21 protein-coding genes and 1 other annotated feature are annotated in these 21,974 nt (G+C 53.8%); of the genes, 6 read left to right on the forward strand and 15 right to left on the reverse strand.

Features of this window, described 5'->3' with window-relative positions:
• Nucleotides 1-83: 83 nt before the first annotated feature.
• Complete coding sequence (dnaK, locus tag OGW17_RS01500; RefSeq protein WP_071257509.1) at nt 84-2,000, reverse strand: molecular chaperone DnaK; 1,917 nt, start codon at nt 1,998-2,000, stop codon at nt 84-86.
• Between the two features lie 401 nt (nt 2,001-2,401).
• Between dnaK and satP the strand changes: the two genes are divergently transcribed.
• On the forward strand, nt 2,402-2,968 hold the full coding sequence (gene satP, locus OGW17_RS01505) for an acetate uptake transporter (RefSeq protein ID WP_012134160.1): 567 nt from the start codon (nt 2,402-2,404) through the stop codon (nt 2,966-2,968).
• 34 nt (nt 2,969-3,002) lie between these two features.
• On the opposite strand, the gene OGW17_RS01510 is transcribed toward satP, so the two are convergent.
• The 3 genes from OGW17_RS01510 to tal all read right to left on the reverse strand — a co-directional run bounded on the left by OGW17_RS01510 (nt 3,003) and on the right by tal (nt 6,089).
• Complete coding sequence (locus OGW17_RS01510) at nt 3,003-4,310, reverse strand: MFS transporter (RefSeq protein ID WP_071257506.1); 1,308 nt, start codon at nt 4,308-4,310, stop codon at nt 3,003-3,005.
• A gap of 124 nt (nt 4,311-4,434) precedes the next feature.
• On the reverse strand, nt 4,435-5,022 hold the full coding sequence (mog, locus tag OGW17_RS01515; protein ID WP_071257504.1) for a molybdopterin adenylyltransferase: 588 nt from the start codon (nt 5,020-5,022) through the stop codon (nt 4,435-4,437).
• A 113-nt stretch (nt 5,023-5,135) separates the two neighbouring features.
• Nucleotides 5,136-6,089 carry a transaldolase gene (gene tal, locus OGW17_RS01520; protein ID WP_071257501.1) on the reverse strand — a complete coding sequence of 318 codons (954 nt, stop codon included), beginning with the start codon at nt 6,087-6,089 and terminating at the stop codon, nt 5,136-5,138.
• 285 nt (nt 6,090-6,374) lie between these two features.
• On the opposite strand from tal, the gene OGW17_RS01525 reads away from it, so the two are divergent.
• The gene (locus OGW17_RS01525; protein WP_024130724.1) at nt 6,375-7,805 is read left to right on the forward strand and encodes an alanine/glycine:cation symporter family protein; all 1,431 of its coding nucleotides are present in this window, start codon (nt 6,375-6,377) and stop codon (nt 7,803-7,805) included.
• Nucleotides 7,806-7,882: 77 nt separating this feature from the next.
• Nucleotides 7,883-8,659, forward strand: coding sequence for a peroxide stress protein YaaA (gene yaaA / locus OGW17_RS01530; RefSeq protein WP_047459033.1), 777 nt, complete (start codon nt 7,883-7,885; stop codon nt 8,657-8,659).
• A 98-nt stretch (nt 8,660-8,757) separates the two neighbouring features.
• On the opposite strand, the gene OGW17_RS01535 is transcribed toward yaaA, so the two are convergent.
• The 7 genes from OGW17_RS01535 to yjjY form a co-directional block, all read right to left on the reverse strand.
• Nucleotides 8,758-9,048 carry a DUF2502 domain-containing protein gene (locus OGW17_RS01535; protein WP_012134167.1) on the reverse strand — a complete coding sequence of 97 codons (291 nt, stop codon included), beginning with the start codon at nt 9,046-9,048 and terminating at the stop codon, nt 8,758-8,760.
• 237 nt (nt 9,049-9,285) lie between these two features.
• Nucleotides 9,286-10,572 carry a threonine synthase gene (gene thrC, locus OGW17_RS01540; protein ID WP_071257499.1) on the reverse strand — a complete coding sequence of 429 codons (1,287 nt, stop codon included), beginning with the start codon at nt 10,570-10,572 and terminating at the stop codon, nt 9,286-9,288.
• A gap of 3 nt (nt 10,573-10,575) precedes the next feature.
• Entirely contained in the window at nt 10,576-11,505 is a 930-nt protein-coding gene (gene thrB / locus OGW17_RS01545; RefSeq protein WP_012134169.1) for a homoserine kinase, read from the reverse strand.
• 1 nt (nt 11,506) lies between these two features.
• Nucleotides 11,507-13,969, reverse strand: coding sequence for a bifunctional aspartate kinase/homoserine dehydrogenase I (gene thrA / locus OGW17_RS01550; RefSeq protein WP_071257496.1), 2,463 nt, complete (start codon nt 13,967-13,969; stop codon nt 11,507-11,509).
• A 25-nt stretch (nt 13,970-13,994) separates the two neighbouring features.
• Nucleotides 13,995-14,115, reverse strand: a sequence feature (Thr leader region).
• Nucleotides 14,051-14,116: a thr operon leader peptide gene (gene thrL / locus OGW17_RS01555; protein WP_060815970.1), complete on the reverse strand. Its 66-nt coding sequence runs from the start codon at nt 14,114-14,116 to the stop codon at nt 14,051-14,053. Its footprint overlaps the feature before it by 65 nt.
• 212 nt (nt 14,117-14,328) lie before the next feature.
• The gene (locus OGW17_RS01560; protein WP_049010535.1) at nt 14,329-15,015 is read right to left on the reverse strand and encodes a tRNA/rRNA methyltransferase; all 687 of its coding nucleotides are present in this window, start codon (nt 15,013-15,015) and stop codon (nt 14,329-14,331) included.
• A gap of 398 nt (nt 15,016-15,413) precedes the next feature.
• A complete protein-coding gene (gene yjjY, locus OGW17_RS01565) occupies nt 15,414-15,554 on the reverse strand; it encodes a YjjY family protein (RefSeq protein WP_001541509.1) in 141 nt (46 codons plus the stop codon).
• Between the two features lie 95 nt (nt 15,555-15,649).
• On the opposite strand from yjjY, the gene arcA reads away from it, so the two are divergent.
• The gene (gene arcA / locus OGW17_RS01570) at nt 15,650-16,366 is read left to right on the forward strand and encodes a two-component system response regulator ArcA (RefSeq protein ID WP_286452137.1); all 717 of its coding nucleotides are present in this window, start codon (nt 15,650-15,652) and stop codon (nt 16,364-16,366) included.
• 108 nt (nt 16,367-16,474) lie between these two features.
• Here arcA and creA read toward each other — a convergent pair whose 3' ends face one another.
• Nucleotides 16,475-16,945 carry a protein CreA gene (gene creA / locus OGW17_RS01575; protein ID WP_024130725.1) on the reverse strand — a complete coding sequence of 157 codons (471 nt, stop codon included), beginning with the start codon at nt 16,943-16,945 and terminating at the stop codon, nt 16,475-16,477.
• A 211-nt stretch (nt 16,946-17,156) separates the two neighbouring features.
• Here creA and robA point away from each other — a divergent pair, with 211 nt between their 5' ends.
• Nucleotides 17,157-18,026: an MDR efflux pump AcrAB transcriptional activator RobA gene (robA, locus tag OGW17_RS01580; protein WP_012134174.1), complete on the forward strand. Its 870-nt coding sequence runs from the start codon at nt 17,157-17,159 to the stop codon at nt 18,024-18,026.
• On the opposite strand, the gene gpmB is transcribed toward robA, so the two are convergent.
• Entirely contained in the window at nt 18,023-18,670 is a 648-nt protein-coding gene (gene gpmB / locus OGW17_RS01585; protein WP_012134175.1) for a 2,3-diphosphoglycerate-dependent phosphoglycerate mutase GpmB, read from the reverse strand. The genes robA and gpmB overlap by 4 nt on opposite strands.
• A gap of 51 nt (nt 18,671-18,721) precedes the next feature.
• On the opposite strand from gpmB, the gene yjjX reads away from it, so the two are divergent.
• A complete protein-coding gene (gene yjjX, locus OGW17_RS01590; RefSeq protein WP_012134176.1) occupies nt 18,722-19,237 on the forward strand; it encodes an inosine/xanthosine triphosphatase in 516 nt (171 codons plus the stop codon).
• A gap of 228 nt (nt 19,238-19,465) precedes the next feature.
• Here the strand turns inward: yjjX and trpR are convergent, their stop codons facing one another.
• Complete coding sequence (gene trpR / locus OGW17_RS01595; RefSeq protein ID WP_024130726.1) at nt 19,466-19,795, reverse strand: trp operon repressor; 330 nt, start codon at nt 19,793-19,795, stop codon at nt 19,466-19,468.
• Between the two features lie 90 nt (nt 19,796-19,885).
• Nucleotides 19,886-21,823 (reverse strand): murein transglycosylase, encoded by a 1,938-nt coding sequence (gene sltY / locus OGW17_RS01600; RefSeq protein WP_012134178.1) that lies wholly within the window; start codon nt 21,821-21,823, stop codon nt 19,886-19,888.
• Nucleotides 21,824-21,974 lie beyond the last annotated feature (151 nt).

Here is a 21,974-nt window from a genome sequence, read left to right on the forward strand (position 1 = left end):
TTTTTATCTGCCCCTAACATGCGTGCACGGGCGGAGAGGAACCCTCTTCGCCCGTGCCAGTATTTTACCCGTTCAAAGGGCGATTATTTTTTGTCTTTCACTTCTTCAAACTCAGCGTCGACAACATCGTCATCTTTCGCGTTGTTTGCAGAAGCGTCAGCGCCGCCAGCCTGCTGCTGTGCATGCTGCTGCTGAGCGATTTCCATCAGTTTCTGGGAAGTCTGCGCCAGTTCCTGCATTTTCGCTTCGATAGCCGCTTTGTCTTCGCCTTTCAGCGCCGTTTCCAGCGCGCTCAGTGCAGACTCGATAGCCGTTTTGTCGTCTGCTGGCAGCTGATCGCCCGCTTCTTCAACCTGCTTACGCGTGCTGTGCAGCAGATGGTCGCCCTGGTTACGCGTCTGAACCAGCTCTTCGAACTTACGGTCAGATTCTGCGTTCGCTTCAGCATCGCGAACCATTTTCTGAATTTCGTCCTCGTTCAGACCAGAAGAAGCCTTGATGGTGATCTTCTGCTCTTTACCGCTGTTTTTGTCTTTCGCGGAAACGTGCAGGATACCGTCAGCATCGATATCAAAGGTGACTTCGATCTGCGGCATACCGCGCGGCGCCGGGTTGATGCCATCCAGGTTGAACTGACCCAGAGATTTGTTATCAGACGCGCGTTTACGCTCACCCTGCAACACATGGATGGTTACCGCTGACTGGTTGTCTTCAGCGGTAGAGAACACCTGGCTGTGCTTGGTCGGGATAGTGGTGTTTTTGCTGATCAGCGCCGTCATTACGCCGCCCATGGTTTCGATACCCAGAGACAGCGGGGTAACGTCCAGCAGCAGAACGTCTTTCACATCACCGGTCAGTACGCCGCCCTGCACCGCTGCGCCGATAGCAACAGCTTCGTCCGGGTTAACGTCTTTACGCGGTTCTTTACCAAAGAACTCCGCCACTTTTTTCTGCACCATCGGCATACGCGTCTGACCACCAACGAGGATAACGTCGTTGATATCAGATACGGACAGGCCAGCATCCTGCAACGCGACTTTCAGCGGCTCGATGGAACGGTTCACCAGGTCTTCGACCAGGCTTTCCAGTTTCGCGCGAGTCACTTTGATGTTCATGTGTTTCGGACCGGTGGCATCTGCGGTGATGTACGGCAGGTTCACGTCGGTCTGCTGTGCGGAAGAAAGCTCAATTTTCGCTTTCTCTGCTGCTTCTTTCAGACGCTGCATCGCCAGCGGGTCGTTACGCAGGTCAATGCCCTGATCTTTCTTAAATTCTTCAACCAGGTAGTTGATCATACGGCTGTCGAAGTCTTCACCACCCAGGTGGGTATCACCGTTGGTTGCCAGAACTTCGAAGGTTTTTTCGCCGTCAACTTCGTCGATTTCGATAATAGAGATATCGAAAGTACCACCACCGAGGTCGTAAACCGCGATAGTACGGTTGCCGACTTCTTTATCCAGACCATAAGCCAGCGCAGCGGCGGTCGGTTCGTTGATGATACGTTTTACTTCCAGACCTGCGATACGACCGGCATCTTTCGTTGCCTGACGCTGAGCATCGTTAAAGTAAGCAGGTACGGTGATAACAGCTTCAGTTACCGGTTCGCCCAGGTAATCTTCTGCGGTTTTCTTCATTTTTTTCAGCACTTCAGCAGAGATCTGCGGCGGTGCCATTTTCTGACCTTTCACATCAAGCCATGCGTCGCCGTTATCGGCGCCGATGATTTTGTACGGCATGATGGAAACGTCACGCTGAACTTCTTCGTCCTGGAAGCGGCGGCCAATCAGGCGTTTAATCGCAAACAGGGTGTTTTGCGGGTTTGTCACTGCCTGACGTTTAGCCGGCTGACCAACCAGAGTTTCACCATCCTGGGTATAAGCAATGATAGAAGGCGTGGTGCGATCGCCCTCGGCGTTCTCCAGCACACGTGCAGTTGTGCCATCCATAATCGCTACACAAGAGTTGGTAGTACCCAGGTCGATACCAATAATTTTACCCATCTAAACGTCTCCACTAAAAATTCGGTCATCATGTGGTTGTGAATCTGTAATAAGGGCGAAACGTGCGGTTTCAACTACCCTGAATCGTTTTTTTTCAGACTCACTCACTGCGGTTGACTACAAGATGGGGTCGTAACCCACGTCATCAAGGGGGACATGAAAAATTTTTTTTGCGAAAAACGATAATTATCTTCACCGGGCATATGGAAAACACCTCTGCTGGCGCGACGGTTAAGCCTTTTTCTTCCGTGATCGTCATCACAAGGGGAAATATTTCATTTTCCCCCTATTAGATCATAGACAGCCTCTATTCCCCTGATTATCATGCCGCGCCCCGAATACGGTATCGGTTGTTCGGGGAAACTATTTCACCATTCGATTAATGATGATTTTGAGGAATTATGGGCAACACTAAGTTGGCTAACCCGGCTCCGCTGGGCCTGATGGGCTTCGGCATGACCACCATTCTGCTTAACCTGCACAACGCGGGTTTCTTCGCTTTAGACGGCATTATTCTGGCGATGGGCATTTTCTACGGCGGTATCGCGCAAATTTTTGCTGGCCTGCTGGAATATAAAAAAGGCAACACCTTCGGCTTAACCGCATTTACCTCTTACGGTTCTTTCTGGCTGACGCTGGTCGCGATCCTGTTAATGCCGAAAATGGGTCTGACAGAAGCGCCGAACGCGCAGTTCCTGGGCGCCTACCTGGGGCTGTGGGGCGTGTTCACACTGTTCATGTTCTTTGGCACGCTGAAAGCCGCTCGCGCGCTACAGTTTGTCTTCCTGAGCCTGACCGTACTGTTCGCCCTGCTGGCCTTCGGCAACATCGCGGGTAATGAAGCGGTGATCCACGTTGCGGGTTGGATTGGCTTAGTGTGTGGCGCCAGCGCCATTTACCTGGCGATGGGCGAAGTGCTGAACGAACAGTTTGGCCGCACCATCCTGCCAATCGGTGAAGCGCACTAATCTTCCGTTATCCCCCCGACCGGGGGGATAATTTTTACAGCTGTTGTAATTCTGCCTGCACATCCGCATCGCGATAATAAATATCCTGTCGCAACCAGACGCCCAACCCCAGCCCCACCAGTGACAACGCCAGCACATACCAGGCCGGCGCCATTGGCGACACGCCCATCAACATGGTGACCGCAATTGGCGTCAGGCCGCCAAAAATGGCATACGAGACGTTGTAAGAAAAAGAGATGCCGGTGAAACGCACTTCCGCCGGGAAGGCTCGCACCATTACGTACGGCACCGCGCCAACAACACCAACACACAGCCCCACCAGTCCGTATAATAAAAACAACTGCTCGGGATGCGCACCAGACAGGTGATAGAAGATCCAGCTTGAGCAGGCCAGCAGAAAACTGCCTACAATAAAGGTTTTGCTGGCGCCAACCCGATCGACAATGAACCCTGCCAGCAGGCATCCCACGCACAGCATAATGGTCGCCACGCTATTTGCCTGTAAAGTTAACGCGGGCGCAAACCCGTACTGCTTTTGCAACCAGACCGGCGACATCAAAATCACGACGACAATGCCGGCCGATAACAACCAGGTCAGCAGCATCGAAATCGCCACCGCTTTTTTATGTTTCACCACTACCGCTTTGACGGGCAATTCCTGCGCGAGCGTTTTGCGCTGCTGCATTTCAAGGAAGATGGGCGTTTCCTGCAACCAACGACGTAAATACATCGCAATCAGACCAAATACGCCGCCGAGCAGGAAGGGAATACGCCAGCCATAATCATGCACCGCCTGCTGGGTCATACTGGTATTCACCAGCGTCGCCACGACAGAGCCAAGCAGGATACCGACCGTCAGTCCCGCAGTCAGCGTGCCGCAAGCGATGCCGATACGGCGCTCCGGCACATGTTCAGCCACAAACACCCACGCTCCCGGCACTTCGCCGCCAATCGCTGCGCCTTGCAAAATACGCATCAGCAGCAATAACAACGGCGCAAGGATGCCCATTGAGGCGTAAGTCGGCAGCAAGCCAATCGCCAGCGTTGGAACAGCCATCAATAGAATACTCAGGGTGAACATCTTCTTGCGCCCTACCAGATCGCCAAAGTGCGCCATGATAATGCCGCCCAGCGGGCGCGCCAGATAACCGGCGGCGAAGATCCCAAACGTCTGAACCTGACGAAGCCACTCAGGAATATCGGCGGGGAAAAATAGTTCGCCCACAACCGCTGCGAAGAAAACAAAGATGATGAAGTCGTAAAACTCGAGCGCGCCGCCGAGAGCGGCAAGTGAAAGAGTCTTATAATCCTGGCGATTCAGAGGTCGTGTGTGTTGTGACATAGCAAACCATGAGTCAGTGGAGTTATTGAGGGCGCTTATCGATATGTGTAAATCAAAAATTACTATATCGTAAACAATTCAATACTCCACCACCTGCGTAATTTATGTCACAGAAAGGCCAACTTCAGGCGTTTATGTCGCGTCTGGCATTTTTCGGGCGGAAAGATGCTACCACTTCCGCTGTGGTTTCCACATAAGGCCCTTCAAGCAACTGTACACAATACGGTACGCTTGCGAAAATTCCCGGCACGACAACCTTACCCTCGGCATCTTTCACCCCTTCCAGGGTCTCTTTGATGGATTTTGGCTGCCCCGGTAAGTTCAGGATCAGCGCCTGCTTACGGATCACACCAACCTGGCGGGAAAGGATCGCCGTAGGAACAAAGTGCAGGCTGATCTGGCGCATCTGCTCGCCAAAGCCGGGCATTTCTCTGTCGGCGACGGCCAGAGTCGCGTCAGGCGTGACATCACGACGCGCTGGCCCCGTACCGCCCGTCGTCAGTACCAGGTGACAGCTCATTTCATCCACCAGCTCACACAGCGTTTGCTCAATGATCGCCTGCTCATCCGGGATCAGTCGGGTTTGCACGTCAAAAGGGGTAGTCAGCGCGGAGGCCAGCCACTCTTCAAGAGCAGGAATGCCTTTATCCTGGTATACGCCGCTGGACGCGCGGTCAGAAATGGAAACTAAACCAATACGTAAGGTGTTCATGATTATTCCGTCTAAACAGTCTCGTTAAACAGAATGATACACTGCAAAGGAAAGGACAGACAGGTTTCAGAAGAAGTAGCGTGACCAGAAACCTGTCTGGTCACGCCGAATGATTACAGCAGATCGCCGATCATTTTTTCCAGTTTTTCCTGGTCAATAGCAAACTTACGGATACCGTCCGCCAGCTTGTCTACCGCCATCGGGTCCTGGTTGTGCTGCCACAGGAACTCAGACTCGGTGATGCGTTCTGGACGCGCTTTCACTTCGCCAGAGAAGGACAGTTTACGTTCGATAGCGCCTTCGCTTTCCGCCAGCTCTTTCAGCAGCGCCGGAGCGATGGTCAGACGATCGCAACCCGCCAGCTCCAGAATTTCGCCGACGTTGCGGAAGCTCGCGCCCATCACCACTGTCTCATAACCGTGCTGTTTGTAGTATTCGTAGATTTCCGTAACGGAAACCACGCCCGGATCTTCTGTCGGAGCGTACTCTTTCTTGTCGGTATTGGCTTTGTACCAGTCAAGAATACGGCCCACGAACGGAGAGATCAGGTATACGCCCGCTTCCGCACAAGCACGCGCCTGCGCGAAGGAGAACAGCAGAGTCAGGTTACAGTTGATACCTTCCTTTTCCAGCTGTTCAGCAGCACGAATCCCCTGCCAGGTAGACGCCAGTTTGATCAGGATGCGATCGTTGCTGATGCCCGCGTCGTTGTAGAGCTTGATGATGCGTTTTGCTTTGGCGATAGACGCGTCGGTATCGTAGGACAGACGAGCGTCAACTTCGGTGGAGATACGGCCCGGAACCAGTTTCAGGATCTCCAGACCAATGTTCACCGCCAGCTTGTCGGCCGCGTCAACAATCTGCTGCGCGCGATCGCTGCTCTGCTGTTTCGCCCAGGCAACGGCATCGTCAATCAGCTTACGGTATTCCGGGATCTGTGCTGCGTTAAGAATGAGAGAAGGGTTGGTTGTGGCATCCTGCGGCTGGTACAGCTTCATTGCCGCGATGTCTCCGGTGTCGGCCACCACGGTGGTGAACTGACGAAGGGAGGTCAATTTGTCCGTCATGATAGTGTTTCTCTTTAAACAGCTTGTTAGGGGGATGTAACCGGTCTGCCTTGATGATAACACGACGCACTCACAGCGCAACCGCAGACAATGCGGTTATCCCACTCCCCTCTTTGTTTGCCTCTTTTCGGCCCCTCGACAGGGCTGCGCGCAATTAAAGGATATTGCCATATAGTATGGTAGACTCCCCCCATTCAATAGCCTGACAGGGTCTATACTGTTCGTGAATTGGTAACGCTTACACTGGAACCCAAAAGCGTACCGGCATCAACAAGAGGGATGTTAATGCCTGATTTCTTCGCCTTTATTAATGAAATACTCTGGGGATCGGTAATGATCTACCTCCTGCTTGGCGCAGGGTTTTGGTTTACTTACCGTACCGGATTCGTTCAGTTTCGCTATATCCGCCAGTTTGGCAAAAGTCTTAAAAACAGCATACATCCCCAGCCGGGCGGGCTTACATCATTTCAGGCGCTGTGTACCAGCCTTGCCGCACGTATTGGCAGCGGCAACCTGGCAGGCGTTGCGTTGGCTATCGCCGCAGGCGGGCCCGGCGCCGTATTCTGGATGTGGGTATCTGCGCTTATCGGCATGGCGACCTCGTTTGCCGAATGCTCTCTGGCCCAGCTCTACAAAGAGCGCGACAGCACAGGACAGTATCGCGGCGGCCCGGCATGGTATATGGCGCGTGGCCTGGGTATGCGCTGGATGGGCGTTCTCTTCGCGATTTTCTTACTCATTGCGTATGGTCTGATTTTTAATAGCGTACAGGCGAACTCCGTCTCGCGTGCTCTCGCTTTTGCCTTTGACATACCGCCCATTATCTCCGGTATCGTGCTGGCGCTGGCGGCCTTTTTTGTCATCGTTCGCGGCATTAAAGATGTCGCAAAACTCATGCAATGGTTCGTCCCTGCAATGGCCCTTCTGTGGACGCTCACCGGTTTAGTGATTTGCCTCTGGCACATTGAACAGTTGCCCGACATTATCGCGTCGATTGTGAAAAGCGCATTCGGCTGGCAGGAAGCCACTGCCGGGGCGGCCGGGTATACGCTCAGCCAGGCGATTACCAGCGGTTTCCAGCGCGGCATGTTCTCCAACGAAGCGGGAATGGGTTCTGCGCCTAACATTGCGGCCGCCGCTTCATCCTGGCCGCCGCACCCTGCCGCGCAGGGAATTGTGCAGATGATCGGCGTCTTTACCGATACCATTATTATCTGCACCGCCAGCGCGATGATTATTCTGCTGGCAGGCAATGGCGCCTCGCATATGCCAACGGAAGGCATCCAGCTGGTGCAACAGGCAATGATTTCACTGACCGGCGAATGGGGCGCAAGCCTTGTCGCGTTTATTGTGGTGTTGTTCGCCTTCAGCTCGATTGTCGCCAACTACGTTTACGCCGAAAATAACCTGATTTTTCTGCGTCTGGACAGTCTGCGAATGCGCTGGGCGCTGCGTATTGTCACCGTCGGGATGGTCGTGGCGGGCACGTTACTCAGCTTTCCGCTCGTCTGGCAGTTGGCCGACATTATTATGGCCTGTATGGCCATCACCAACCTGACGGCGATTCTGCTGCTCTCGCCGGTGGTGCATACGATCGCCAGCGACTATCTGCGACAGCGTAAGCTCGGCGTACAACCCGTGTTCGACCCGTTCCGCTACCCTGAAATTGAGCAGCAACTGGCGCCGGATACATGGGATGAGTTGCCGCGTCACTAGCGTGGCAATCACAACCATCGATCAAATCGGTCGGTTTTTTTGCTAAAGTCGCAGTAAATCTCCTGCAAGGACTGGATATGCTGATTCTGATTTCACCTGCAAAAACGCTCGATTACCAAAGCCCGCTGGCCACGACGCGCTATACGCGGCCTGAACTGCTGGATTACTCCCAGCAGTTGATCCGCGAGGCGCGCAAGCTCTCGGCGCCGCAGATTGGCAAGCTAATGGGCATTAGCGACAAACTGGCCGATCTGAATGCCACCCGTTTTCATGACTGGCAGCCTGACTTCTCCCCTGAAAACGCCCGCCAGGCGATTCTGGCGTTTAAAGGCGACGTCTATACCGGACTACAGGCGGAAACGTTCAGCGAAGCCGATTTTGATTTCGCGCAGCAGCATTTGCGTATGCTTTCCGGGTTGTACGGCGTCCTGCGTCCGCTGGATCTGATGCAGCCTTACCGTCTGGAGATGGGCATTCGCCTTGAGAACGCCAAAGGGAAAGACCTTTATCAGTTCTGGGGCGATGTGATTACCGATAAGCTGAACGAAGCGCTGGCTGCGCAAGGCGATAAAATCGTCATCAACCTGGCCTCGGATGAATATTATAAATCCGTGAAGCCGAAGCAGCTGAATGCGGAGGTTATCAAGCCCGTGTTCCTTGACGAGAAAAACGGCAAATTCAAAGTTATCAGCTTCTACGCCAAAAAAGCGCGCGGCCTGATGAGCCGTTACATCATTGAAAACCGGCTGACGAAGCCGGAACAGCTCACCGCATTTAACAGCGAAGGCTATTTCTATGATGAGCAAGCGTCAGGAAAAGGCGAACTGGTGTTTAAACGCCACGAGCAAAACTGATGTCCTGAAGCGCAGGCCGGATAAGACGCCTTTTGTCGCTATCCGGCGCTAAAACCGCATAACTTCCTGATAGCGCTATGCTTATCAGGCCTGTGTACTTAATGACGGTGGTCGTCGCGGCGATCATCATGACGATGCTCGTCATGCTTATTATGATGCGGTTGCGGACGTGGTCCATGCGGCTGCCAGCGGTTTTCTCGCCACTCATAATGCTTCTGCCACCAGCCGTGGTCGCGCCAGTGACCGCCATCCCAGTAATTACCGTGGTTATCGCGATCGCCAATCTGAAGTTTAACTGCCGGTACGAGAGTAATTTCGGCAGCCTGTGCTGCGAGGGGAGCCACCAGCATCATGGAAAGTGCAAGAAGCACGGGTTTCAACTTGTTCATGAGGTACTCCTTTTTACCATTGCCCGATTTGGGTCGATGAAAGGAGATTACTTGATGAGAACGCGGGTTGTTATTCTCTGCAATCCTAATCTCTAAGTTACCGCATTTATTGAGAATTACTCCTTTTTACCTGCTAAATTTCTCCTTATTTTCTCCATAAAAAAGCCGGATGGCGGCTAACGCCTTATCCGGCCTACAATAGCTACAATAGCCCCGAAGCGCCACCGGGCACAACTGTTAGCCGCGTGTCATCATCAGCTTACGCAATTCGGCAAAATCCGCAGGCAGATTATGCGAGAGCAGCGGCAGGTCGGCACGATCCGCCAGCTCTTTTGGCAGATCCAATGTTTCACCAAGAATCGCCTCCACACTCTCTTTGAATTTCGCCGGATGCGCGGTCCCGAGGAACAAGCCGTACTCCCCCGGATGCAGCTGATCGCGTAGCGCGCGGTACGCCACGGCAGCGTGCGGTTCAGAGGTATAACCTGCCGCTTTCAATTCGCGCATGGTCTCCTGCGTCGTCTCATCGTCAACCGCAGCGTAGCCCAGCTCCGTCAGACGCCAGATTTTACGGCGGAACAGCTCTTCCACACGCGGCCAGTTATTGGGCTGGCTGACATCCATCGCGTTCGACAAGGTAGCCTGCGTCGCTTTCGGCGACCACTGCCCCTCTTTCAGGAAGCGCGGCACCGTATCGTTGACGTTAGTGGCGGCGATAAAGCGTTTCACCGGCAGGCCGAGCGACTTCGCCAGCAGCCCCGCCGTCAGATCGCCAAAGTTACCGCTGGGCACGGAAATCACTAACTGATTACGCGCGTCCTGCGGCAGTTGAGCGACCGCTTCAAAGTAATAGCAAATCTGCGCCAGCAGACGGCTGATGTTGATAGAGTTCGCCGAATTCAGCCCCAGCGCCGCCTTCAGTTCTTCATCATCAAACGCCTGTTTTACCAGCGCCTGGCAGGCATCGAAATCACCATCAATCGCAACCGTTTCGATGTTGCCGCCCAGCGTACAGAACAGTTTTTCCTGCAACGGGCTGATCTTGCCGCGTGGGTAGAGGATCACGACGCGTACATTTTTCAGACCGTAGAATGCGTGAGCAACTGCCGCGCCGGTATCGCCAGAGGTCGCCGTCAGGATAGTCACCGGTTTGTCGCCGCTGATGTGCGTCAGCATTTGCGCCATAAAGCGACCGCCAAAATCCTTAAAGGCCAGCGTCGGGCCGTGGAACAACTCCAGGCACCCGACATCGCCTTCCACCTGACGCACCGGCGCCGGAAAAGCGAATGCCTCGCGGACGCGCTCTTCTAAGATTTCCTGCGGGATCTCATCCCCGATAAACGCGGAAAGGATCTTTGCGCTACGACTCACAAAGTCCTGATTCAGCATCTCATCAACTTCAGTCAGGCTAAATTCCGGCAGGTCGTGCGGGAAAAAGAGCCCCTGATTCTTGCCAAGCCCCTGCGTAACGGCCTGCGCAAAGCTGACCTGCTCATTATGATCTTTCAGATTGTAGAGTTTCATTGTTTATCCCAGTACTCGTGCGCCCGCCGTATCCAGCTGACAAATATGAACAAAGCCTTCCTGATTTTGCAGGTAATTTTTACCCAGCCAGTCTGCTACACGCTGCGCCGTATCCGGCTTATCACAGAGCGCGAAAAGCGTCGGCCCGGACCCGGAAATACCGCTGGCCAGCGCGCCAATTTCCGCCACCGCCTGACGCGCCTGGCTGAAGCCCGGCAGCAGACGAGCGCGGTACGGTTCGGCAATCACATCCTTCATCAGCTTCGCAGCAAGCTGCGGCTGACGGGAATAGCAGGCATGGATAAACCCGGCCAGATGCCGCCCGTGGGCGATACAGTCCTGACGGCGATACTGCGCGGGTAAAATCGCCCGCGCTTCAGCCGTCGAAACGTTAATCCCCGGATAGGCCAGTACCCACAGCCACTCATCAAATCCTGGCACCTGCTGGCTGATAATGCCGTTTTCTTCGATCATCAACTGCATGCCGCCGAGAAAGCACGGCGCGACGTTATCGTAATGAATGCTGCCAGAGATACGCCCTTCCAGTTCCCCCATGATCGCCAGCAGACGCGTGTCGTTCAGCGGTTTGCCACAGAACTCATTCATCGCCACCAGCGCGGCGACCACGGAACAGGCGCTGGACCCTAACCCGGAACCAATCGGCATGTTCTTTTCCAGCGTCATCGCCACCGGAATCTGTTTACCTAACTCCTGGCAAAAACGCTCCCAGCACTGATAAACGATATTTTCACGCGGCGCTGACGGCAGCTTGTCGGCAAAACGCCCTAAATTATTCAGCGTGAAGCTTTCTGCCGCATCCACCGAGACCACATCGCCCAGCAGTGAGCCATCAACCGGCGTGACGGCCGCCCCAAGCACATCAAATCCGACGCTCATATTGGCACTGGAAGCCGGAGCATAGACTTTCACCATTTTAGACTCCTAACTTCCATGAAAGGGTACGCAGCAGATCGGCAAAAACACCCGCCGCCGTCACATCGTTCCCCGCACCGTAACCGCGCAGAACCAGCGGCAGCGGTTGATAATAGTGACTGTAAAACGCCAGCGCGTTCTCCCCGTTTTTCACTTTAAACAGCGGATCGTTGCCGTCAACCTCGGCGATCTTCACGCGACACACGCCGTCGTCTTCAATGTTGCCAACATAGCGCAATACTTTGCCTTCATCACGGGCTTTCGCCACGCGGGCGGCAAACGCGTCGTCAAGCTGCGACAGATTGGTCATAAACGTGGCGACATCGCCGGAATCGTCGAAACCTTCCGGCAGCACCGGCTCAATCACGATATCGGACAGTTCCAGCTCACGTCCCGTTTCACGAGCGAGGATCAGCAATTTGCGCGCCACATCCATCCCGGAAAGATCGTCACGCGGATCGGGTTCGGTATAGCCCAACTCGCGCGCCATCGTGGTCGCGGCCGAAAGGCTCATGCCTTCATCCAGCTTGCCGAAAATAAAAGAGAGCGATCCAGACAGGATACCGGAGAAGTGTTGCAGTTCGTCACCCGCGTTCAGCAGGTTTTGCAGGTTCTCGATAACCGGTAATCCCGCACCTACGTTGGTGTCGTACAGGAACTTACGTCGGGATTTCGCCGCGGCAAAACGCAGTTGATGGTAGTAATCCATCGACGACGTGTTGGCTTTTTTGTTCGGCGTTACCACATGGAAGCCTTCACGCAGGAAGTCGGCGTATTGATCCGCCATCGCCTGGCTGGAGGTACAGTCAACAATAACCGGGTTAAGCAGGTGATACTCTTTCACCAGGCGAATTAAGCGCCCTAAATTAAACGGTTCTTTCGCTTCCGCCAGTTCCGCCTGCCAGTTATCCAGGTTCAGGCCATGCACATTGGTCAACAGCGCTTTCGAATTCGCCACGCCGCAGACGCGCAGGTCGATATGCTTGTTTTTCAGCCAGGACTGCTGGCGTTTCAGCTGCTCAAGTAACGCTCCGCCAACGCCGCCAACGCCGATAACGAACACTTCAATCACCTGATCGGTGTTGAACAGCATCTGGTGGGTAACACGTACGCCCGTTGTGACGTCATCGTTATTCACGACCACCGAAATCGATCGTTCGGACGAGCCCTGCGCAATCGCGACAATATTGATATTCGCGCGCGCCAGCGCCGCAAAGAACTTCGCCGAGATGCCGCGCAGCGTGCGCATACCGTCGCCAACCACCGAGATGATCGCCAGACGTTCAGTCACCGCCAGCGGCTCCAGCAACCCTTCTTTCAGTTCCAGGTAGAACTCATCCTGCATTGCACGCTGGGCCCGCGCGCAGTCGCCCTGCGGTACGCAGAAACTGATGCTGTATTCAGAAGAGGATTGCGTGATCAGCACCACGGAGATCCCCGCGCGGGACATTGCCGCGAAGACGCGCGCCGCCATCCCGATCATCCCTTTCATTCCTGGGCCGGAAACGCTGAACATCGCCATATTGTTCAGGTTCGAGATCCCTTTCACCGGCAGTTCGTCTTCATCGACGCTAGCGCCGATCAGCGTACCAGGGGCTTGCGGGTTTCCGGTGTTTTTAATCAGGCATGGGATTTGGAACTGGGCAATGGGGGTGATGGTGCGAGGATGAAGGACTTTGGCGCCGAAGTAAGAAAGCTCCATCGCCTCCTGATAGGACATCGACTTCAGCAACCTGGCGTCCGGCACCTGGCGCGGGTCGCAGGTATACACGCCGTCGACGTCAGTCCAGATCTCACAACAGTCGGCGCGTAAGCAGGCAGCCAATACCGCAGCGGAGTAATCAGAACCGTTGCGGCCCAGCACGACCAACTCGCCTTTTTCGTTACCGGCGGTGAAACCTGCCATCAGCACCATGTGGTCAGCCGGAATGCGGCCCGCCGCGATACGGCGCGTAGATTCGGCGATATCAACGGTCGATTCGAGGTAATGCCCGACCGCCAACAATTTTTCGACCGGATCGATAACCGTCACGCCATGACCGCGCGCTTCCAGCAGGCCAGCCATGATCGCGATCGACATCTTCTCGCCACGGCAGATCAGCGCAGCATTGATGCTATCCGGGCACTGGCCCAGCAGGCTGATTCCGTGCAGGATATGTTTGATTTGCGCAAATTCTTGCTCAACGAAAACTTTCAACTGCGCCAGCGGGAACCCCGGCTGAGCGGCTGCAAGACCCGTAAGAAGTTCGGAAAAAATACGTTCGGCATCGCTGATATTCGGTAAAGCATCCTGACCGCTGATGGTCTTTTCAATCATCGCCACCAGATGGTTAGTAATTTTGGCGGGGGCAGAGAGAACAGTCGCTACCTGCCCCTGCCTGGCATTGCTTTCCAGAATATCGGCAACACGCAGAAAGCGCTCTGCATTTGCCACTGATGTACCGCCGAACTTCAACACTCGCATGGTTGTTACCTCGTTACCTTTGGTCGAAAAAAAAGCCCGCACTGTTCAGGTGCGGGCTTTTTTCTGTGTTTCCTGTACGCGTCAGCCCGCACCGTTACCTGTGGTAATGGTGATGGTTGTGGTAATGGTGGTGCTGATGCGATTCATGGATGTTGTGTACTCTGTAATTATTATCTGTCTGTCTTGTATCTTTAAAGGGTTAAAGTATCTCGTGACCTAAGTCAATAAATTTTTAATTTGATCACATTCCGCAACATGTTCACGAGCTGCTGCTTGCGCATTTATTTTCAACCAATACGGAATGAAGCAACCTCTTGAAACCAGATTTAAAATCTCACATCAAGCAATTCAACAAGATTTTATTTTGTTATATTTTTCTCAATATCATGCAATAAACGGTGCAGCATGGCCGTGTCGCGCTGCCCTGACAGCCCCAGTCGTTGTTGCAGCCAGTCCGCCAGTTTGATGTCATCAGCAACATCCAGCGTCGCCAGTAACTGCGAAACGCGTGTGCGTAACGCCTGCAATTGCGGCGCGTCAGTCACCTCTGTTTGTTTCGCCGATTGTTGCATTAAGCCTGCTAATTGATAGCAATACACCATTACTGCCTGCCCTAAATTGAGTGAAGGATAATCAGCAACCATTGGCACGCCGGTTAAAACGTCTGCCAGCGCCAGTTCTTCATTCGTCAGGCCCGAATCTTCCCGGCCAAAAACCAGCGCCGCATGGTTCATCCACTGCGATTTTTCCTGCAACAGCGGCAGCAGTTCTGCGGGCGTTGCGTAGTAGTGGAACTTCGCGCGACTGCGGGCCGTGGTGGCGACAGTGAAATCAACATCGTGCAGCGCTTCCGCCAGCGTTGGATAAACACTAATATTATCAATAATATCAGCGGAACCATGTGCGACCCAACGGGTCGCCGGCTCCAGGTGCGCCTGGCTGTCGACAATACGCATATCGCCAAACCCCATCGTCTTCATTGCCCGTGCCGCCGCGCCAATATTTTCCGCTCTGGCAGGCGCGACCAGAATAATTGTTACACGCATTTCGATTCTCTTTTTGACCAGCCGCTGGCAATAATGTGACCAATGTCAACATATTACGCAGCACGAATTTACAATTTTTTAACGAAAATCGTTGAAAAACCATTTCACATTCAGTAAAAGGCACTAAACTATTTCTTATCTTTACTATTGCGTTTTATGTTAAGAAATACTACATATCCTTCTGTTTATTTAGGATAATTTAATTTAGAATGAATCACACCTATTGGATTCATTACATTTATTAGTTGGCATGCGCAACTAGTTGGATTATTGCAAATTTGTGATGAACGCTAGCATTTGGATACGATGATTTCATCAAACTGTTAACGTGCTACAATTGAACTTGATATATGTCAACGAAGCGTAGTTTTATTGGGTGTCCGGTACGTCTTAGCCTGTTATGTTGCTGTTAAAATGGTTAGGATGACAGCCGTTTTTGACACTGTCGGGTCCAAAGGGAAAGTACCCACGACCAAGCTAATGATGTTGTTGACGTTGATGGAAAGTGCATCAAGAACGCAATTACGTACTTTAGTCATGTTACGCCGATCATGTTAATTTGCGACATGCATCAGGCAGGTCAGGGACTTTTGTACTTCCTGTTTCGATTTAGTTGGCAATTTAGGTAGCAAACATGCAGACCCCGCACATTCTTATCGTTGAAGACGAGTTGGTAACACGCAACACGTTGAAAAGTATTTTCGAAGCGGAAGGCTATGATGTATTCGAAGCGACAGATGGCGCGGAAATGCATCAGATCCTCTCTGAATATGACATCAACCTGGTGATCATGGATATCAACCTGCCAGGGAAAAACGGTCTTCTGTTAGCGCGTGAACTGCGCGAACAGGCTAACGTTGCGTTGATGTTCCTGACTGGCCGCGATAACGAAGTCGATAAAATCCTCGGCCTCGAAATCGGCGCAGACGATTACATCACCAAGCCGTTTAACCCACGCGAACTGACTATCCGTGCGCGCAACCTGCTGTCCCGTACTATGAATCTGGGTACGGTCAGTGAAGAGCGCCGTAGCGTCGAAAGCTACAAGTTCAACGGTTGGGAACTCGACATCAACAGCCGTTCTTTGATCGGCCCAGATGGTGAGCAGTACAAACTGCCACGCAGCGGATTCCGCGCCATGCTTCACTTCTGCGAGAACCCGGGCAAGATCCAGTCTCGTGCAGAACTGCTGAAGAAAATGACCGGTCGCGAGCTGAAGCCGCATGACCGTACTGTTGACGTGACTATCCGTCGTATTCGTAAACATTTCGAATCCACGCCGGATACCCCGGAAATCATCGCGACCATTCACGGTGAAGGTTACCGTTTCTGCGGTGATCTACAGGACTAATCGGTTACCACCGGCAGCAAAAACGGCGCAAAACGCGCCGTTTTTTATTGTCTGTCAATGGGTTATCCGACCAGAACGGGAATCACTTCCAGAGACGCGTCAGGAACGTTACCGCCACGGCATAACGGGCACCGCGCTTATGGCATTTTTTGGCGACCCTTCAACGACCTTGTCAGAATAGGCCAGATACGCCAGCGTATTGCGTTTGGCATCATAAAAACGCACGACCTGTAATTTTTTAAACACCAGCGACGTGCGCTTCTGAAAAACGACATCCCCTTGCGCTTTCCCGTTCTTAATTTTATCGCTCAGCTCAATCGGCCCTACCTGCTGACAGGAGATCGCCGCGTCGGAGGTATCTTCGGCCAGTCCCAGACCGCCTTTAATCCCCCCCGTTTTCGCCCGACTTACATAGCACGTCACATTTTTGACGTCGGGATCGTCAAACGCTTCGACGACGATTTTATGGTCAGGCCCAAACATTTTAAATACGGTATCGACGGAACCCACCTGTTCTGCATGCGCAAACTGCCCCAGCATCAACAGAATTGAGGAAAGTATTAAGCTCTTGTATTTCATATTGTTACCATTCATAAAAGTTACACTGCGCAATTATTCGACACGTCTGGATAAACTGTTTACAGATCACAGGATTAGAATAATCATGCTTTAGTGTGCCCCAAAAAAGCACAGATGAGCAAAAAAAACACCGAATGCTAAAACAGCAAAAAATGCTATTATCCACTTACCTGATGTCAGGTGCTCGTTGTGGAAAGGATGAGGATATTTTATGGATCAGGCTGGCATTATTCGCGACCTCTTAACCTGGCTGGAAGGCCATCTGGATCAGCCTCTGTCGCTTGACAATGTGGCGGCAAAAGCAGGTTATTCCAAGTGGCACCTGCAAAGAATGTTTAAGGACGTGACGGGCCATGCTATTGGCGCTTACATCCGCGCTCGCCGCTTATCTAAATCCGCCGTGGCCCTGCGCCTGACGGCGCGTCCGATTCTGGATATCGCGTTGCAGTACCGCTTCGATTCTCAGCAAACCTTTACCCGCGCGTTTAAAAAGCAGTTCTCTCAGACGCCGGCGTTATATCGCCGTTCTCCAGAATGGAGCGCCTTTGGCATTCGTCCGCCGATGCGTCTGGGTGAGTTCGCCATGCCTGAGCATCAGTTTGTCACCCTGGAAGATACGCAACTGCTCGGCACCACCCAGAGCTATTCCTGTTCGCTGGAGCAAATCTCCGATTTTCGACACGAAATGCGCGTACAGTTCTGGCAAGACTTTCTCAGCCAGGCGCCAACGATTCCTCCACTGCTCTACGGCCTTAACGAAACGCGCCCCAGCCTGGAGAAAGATGACGAACAGGAGGTGTTCTACACCACCGCGCTACCGCAAGAACATGCCAACGGGTATGTGCCGTCAGCGCAGCCTGTTACCCTACAGGGCGGCGAATATGTGATGTTCACCTACGAAGGTTTAGGAACCGGGGTACAGGAGTTTATCCTGACGGTATACGGCACCTGTATGCCGATGCTGAACCTGACCCGCCGTAAAGGGCAGGATATAGAGCGATACTACCCGGCAGAAGATGCCAAAACAGGCGGTCGCCCTATTAACCTGCGTTGCGAATTCCTGATCCCCGTTCGCCGTTAACGCTGTAGCTCATCTAACGCAGGGGCATCGAGATGCGAGACGTCCCCTGCCGTTTCAACGACCCAACCAGGCGCCAGCCACAAACTTTCCTGATAATCGACGCGGGAAATAGAGCAGTTACGCAGACGTAACCGACGCTCCGCCCAGGCCGGTAATCCCAGAATGGTGCTAACCAGGCAACCCAGCGCGATACCGTGACTGACCAGCAGCGGGCGGCTGCCCTGCGGCAGTTCCAGACAGGACGCGAGAGCGGCATTGACGCGATCGCTCAGTTCCTGCATGGATTCGCCATCAGGAATGCGCCCGTCAACCGTGCCGTTCACTAACTGGCGACGCCAGTTCTCTTCTTCTTCGGTGAGGGTGTCGATGTGTCGTTTTTCCAGCACGCCCATGTCCAGCTCACGCAGGCGGGCGTCGAAAGTGATATCGCAACCGCATGCCTGGGCGATGATTTCAGCCGTGCGGCGGGTGCGACCGAGATCGCTACTGACGATATGGGTGATGCCGAGCGTTCTGGCGCGTTCTCCCACTTGCATAGCTTGTTGCTCACCTTTAGCGGTCAGCGGACTGTCAGACTGGCCTTGAATACGTCGCTCGGCGTTCCACTGCGTTTCACCGTGGCGAACAAGGTATACCTGTAACATGCTTTTTATCCGTTATACTGCGATGACATTCATTTCTGAGTAATTCTGATTATGCACCATGTTGTCTCAGCAACCACCAATCCCGCTAAAATTCAGGCAATTCTGCAAGCATTTAACGAGATTTTCGGTGAAGGATCCTGCCATATTGAGTCCGTCTCCGTCGAGAGCGGCGTGCCGGAACAGCCTTTTGGAAGTCAGGAAACGCGCGCTGGCGCACGGAATCGGGTAGAAAATGCGCGCTGTCTGCGTCCTCAGGCCGATTTTTGGGTGGCTATCGAAGCGGGGATTGATGATGACAGTACGTTCAGTTGGGTGGTAATAGAGAATGCCGCCCAGCGAGGCGAGGCGCGATCGGCAACGCTGCCGCTTCCTGCGGTTATCCTTGAAAAAGTTCGTCAGGGCGAAGCGCTCGGCCCGGTGATGTCGCAGTATACCGGTATTGATGAGATTGGCCGTAAAGAGGGGGCTATCGGGGTGTTTACCGCCGGAAAACTGACCCGCTCCAGCGTTTATCACCAGGCGGTGATTCTGGCGCTCAGTCCGTTTCATAATGCGGTGTATCGGTAGGGCTCGCGATCCACGCCGGATGGCGGCTTCGCCTTATCCGGCCTACGTTCACCGTTTCTGTAGGCCTGTCATCAGGCGTGAACGTCCGTCATTCCTGTAAGCCTGATAAGCATAGCGCCATCAGGCGTGAACGTTCATCATTCCTGTAGGCCTGATAAGCGTAGCACCATCAGGCGTGAGCGTCCGTCATTCCCGTAGGCCTGATAAGCGTAGCGCCATCAGGCGAAATTACCTTTCGCTCTTGAGCAACACCTGCTCCAGCCACTGGCGTAACTCTACCGGTGCGGATTTCAGGCTGTTGGAACCGCGCGTAATGGTGGCGATGCCCGCCCCCAGCTCATTTTTAAGCTCGCGCTGGCTCATTTCACCGCGTAACAACTCTTCAATGATACGCACGCGCGTTCCCAGCGCCTCACGCTCATCCGGCGTCAACATCAAATTGAGTAAGGGAAGATGCAGGTCTTCCGCACAAGCGTGCTTGAGCAGCTCAACAAAGCGTAACCACTCCTGGTGACGCTGTTCTGCCATCGCTGCTGAATAGGGTGATTGCTGAGTCATAGAATGTCGCCATCGTTGCAGGGGGAAACGTATCTGCCTCCCCCGATTGTACTCTTTAACGAGTACGATAGCATAACATAACCGATGCGATCAGTAACGGCGCTGCCATTCTGCGTCATTCATCAACGTTGGTTTATCGCCCATGAAGTAGCGATAGTAGGCATCATAAGCCAGCACGTTCTTCACGTAGCCCCGCGTTTCTGAGAACGGAATACTTTCAACAAACGCGACGGCGTCGATGCGCCCTGCGCTGTTGCCAAGCCAGGTACGAACGCGCCCCGGCCCGGCATTGTAAGCCGCTGAAGAGAAAATACGGTTATTACCAAACTGTTGATAAACGTATTGCAGGTAACTGGTGCCAATGTTGATGTTCGTCTCCGGGTCAAGCAGCTGGCTGGGGCTGCTGTAGCCCGGTATCGAGAACATTTTCACCGTATGCGTCGCCGTGCCCGGCATAACTTGCATCAGACCGCTGGCTCCTACCGGGGATTTCACTTTCGGATTCCAGGCGCTCTCCTGACGCGCAATCGCCATAGCGTAACTTTGCGAGATCGCTTTGCCGCCGGTGTAACGGGCGAAAAGATCCTTGTACGCCAGCGGGAAGCGTTCTTCCAGATGATCCCACAGTTTTCCTGCGATCGTCGCCTGTACGCTCAGATCCCACCAGTGGTTATTGAAGGCATAACGCGCCAGCTGCGCCTGCTCCGACTTCGTCCTGCTGGAGACCAGATTCGCCCACTCGCTGCGCGCCGTATTATCCAGGTTCCAGTACATCAGTTCGCGGACTCGCGCCATTTCCGCGCCCTGCGTAAGCGAAGCATCCACTGTCGTCGGCGCTTTGTCGATCTTCAGCACATACGCTTCACCCAGCTTTTGCGCGGCGACCATCGGGTAGAAACCACGCTGTTGCATCAGCGCATGGAGGATCTCTTTTGCCTCTGCCTCACGCCCGCGCTCAAGCAACAAATCCGCCTGCCAGTAGCGCCATTCATCCTTCTCCTTCGCTTCCATCGGCAGTCGGGCAAGCCAGGTATTCAGCCCACGCCGATCGCCGGTGCCCAGCGCCATCCGCACGCGGCGTTCCACCAGCGTGGTGGATTGCGAGCGCATAATCGCATCATCGCGCCACTTCGCCTGCGCATCGGTCACATCGTTCCCCATCAGCCGCCAGGCGACGATATCGCGCAGTTCCTGAGTTTGCTCCTCATTAAGCTGCTGGGCCTGCACCAGTGACGGGATCATCAAACGCGCATTCTCTGCGTCCTGACGCGCGACGCTGGCAAAGGCCACTGCCGCCATCTGACGGGTAAAATCGGTCGCGCCGGTCGTACGCGCAAAAGTCATCACGCTATTGGGATCGTTCGCCAGCGCGATGATCGCCGAAGCAATGGTCTGGTACTGCGCAGGCATCTGCCCGGCCAGCACCGTTACCAGCCCCGTGTTGCCTGCTTTCATCGCCAGGCGGATGCGCTCCAGCCAGGCCAGCGGGTCCTGGGTGCCGGAAGCGCGCCAGACGCTGAACAGTTTGTCACAGGCGTTCGGCTGGCTTTTCCCGGTCAGCCAAAGCGCTTTCGCCCCCTGCCAGGCCTCTTCCGTCTGCCCGGTATTCCATTTCGCGTAGTAGTAATTACATTGCGCTTCGGTGGTGCCCGGCTTCTCGGGGCTGAACGCTAGCAGTCCACGCCAGTCTTCACGACGCGCCAGCTCATTAACGAAACGCGATTGCAACGTACGCGCAGGAGGAAGCGTAGGGTTGGCGCGCACAAACTGGGTAACGGTGACCGCAGGCTGGTTCATCAGATCGTCGGTGATCTGGCGATACTCAAGATAGGGATACAGCGGGTAATTCTTCAGGCCAGGCATCATCTGCTCAACGACATCCATCTGTCGGTTATCCCAGGCCTGTTTGATTTGCGCATAGCGATTGCGCTGCTCATCCAGAGAATCCGCTCGCGCCGCCTGACTTACCGTCAGCAGGCATACGCTGGCGGCGATAAGACGCCAGGTAAATGGTTTGGCTTTGTCCACAAGCTCTTCCTCTTGTCGTAATACATCAATGCAGCATCATGCCGCGTAATGAATTTATGCTAACCAGACATTGCTAAATGCGCCACGTTACGGACACTTTTTTACTTTTATTGCGAGTGAGAGTTGCTGGCTGGGATTAGCCCGGGAAAAA

The organism is Citrobacter sp. CK181, assembly GCF_030333595.1.
Taxonomy (GTDB): domain Bacteria; phylum Pseudomonadota; class Gammaproteobacteria; order Enterobacterales; family Enterobacteriaceae; genus Citrobacter_B; species Citrobacter_B koseri.

Bases quoted from the DNA above. Each gene is read 5' to 3' on its own strand.
- dnaK (WP_071257509.1), bottom strand. From the start codon at position 2,000: ATGGGTAAAATTATTGGTATCGACCTGGGTACTACCAACTCTTGTGTA.
- satP (WP_012134160.1), top strand. From the start codon at position 2,402: ATGGGCAACACTAAGTTGGCTAACCCGGCTCCGCTGGGCCTGATGGGC.
- OGW17_RS01510 (WP_071257506.1), bottom strand. From the start codon at position 4,310: ATGTCACAACACACACGACCTCTGAATCGCCAGGATTATAAGACTCTT.
- mog (WP_071257504.1), bottom strand. From the start codon at position 5,022: ATGAACACCTTACGTATTGGTTTAGTTTCCATTTCTGACCGCGCGTCC.
- tal (WP_071257501.1), bottom strand. From the start codon at position 6,089: ATGACGGACAAATTGACCTCCCTTCGTCAGTTCACCACCGTGGTGGCC.
- OGW17_RS01525 (WP_024130724.1), top strand. From the start codon at position 6,375: ATGCCTGATTTCTTCGCCTTTATTAATGAAATACTCTGGGGATCGGTA.
- yaaA (WP_047459033.1), top strand. From the start codon at position 7,883: ATGCTGATTCTGATTTCACCTGCAAAAACGCTCGATTACCAAAGCCCG.
- OGW17_RS01535 (WP_012134167.1), bottom strand. From the start codon at position 9,048: ATGAACAAGTTGAAACCCGTGCTTCTTGCACTTTCCATGATGCTGGTG.
- thrC (WP_071257499.1), bottom strand. From the start codon at position 10,572: ATGAAACTCTACAATCTGAAAGATCATAATGAGCAGGTCAGCTTTGCG.
- thrB (WP_012134169.1), bottom strand. From the start codon at position 11,505: ATGGTGAAAGTCTATGCTCCGGCTTCCAGTGCCAATATGAGCGTCGGA.
- thrA (WP_071257496.1), bottom strand. From the start codon at position 13,969: ATGCGAGTGTTGAAGTTCGGCGGTACATCAGTGGCAAATGCAGAGCGC.
- OGW17_RS01560 (WP_049010535.1), bottom strand. From the start codon at position 15,015: ATGCGTGTAACAATTATTCTGGTCGCGCCTGCCAGAGCGGAAAATATT.
- yjjY (WP_001541509.1), bottom strand. From the start codon at position 15,554: ATGACTAAAGTACGTAATTGCGTTCTTGATGCACTTTCCATCAACGTC.
- arcA (WP_286452137.1), top strand. From the start codon at position 15,650: ATGCAGACCCCGCACATTCTTATCGTTGAAGACGAGTTGGTAACACGC.
- creA (WP_024130725.1), bottom strand. From the start codon at position 16,945: ATGAAATACAAGAGCTTAATACTTTCCTCAATTCTGTTGATGCTGGGG.
- robA (WP_012134174.1), top strand. From the start codon at position 17,157: ATGGATCAGGCTGGCATTATTCGCGACCTCTTAACCTGGCTGGAAGGC.
- gpmB (WP_012134175.1), bottom strand. From the start codon at position 18,670: ATGTTACAGGTATACCTTGTTCGCCACGGTGAAACGCAGTGGAACGCC.
- yjjX (WP_012134176.1), top strand. From the start codon at position 18,722: ATGCACCATGTTGTCTCAGCAACCACCAATCCCGCTAAAATTCAGGCA.
- trpR (WP_024130726.1), bottom strand. From the start codon at position 19,795: ATGACTCAGCAATCACCCTATTCAGCAGCGATGGCAGAACAGCGTCAC.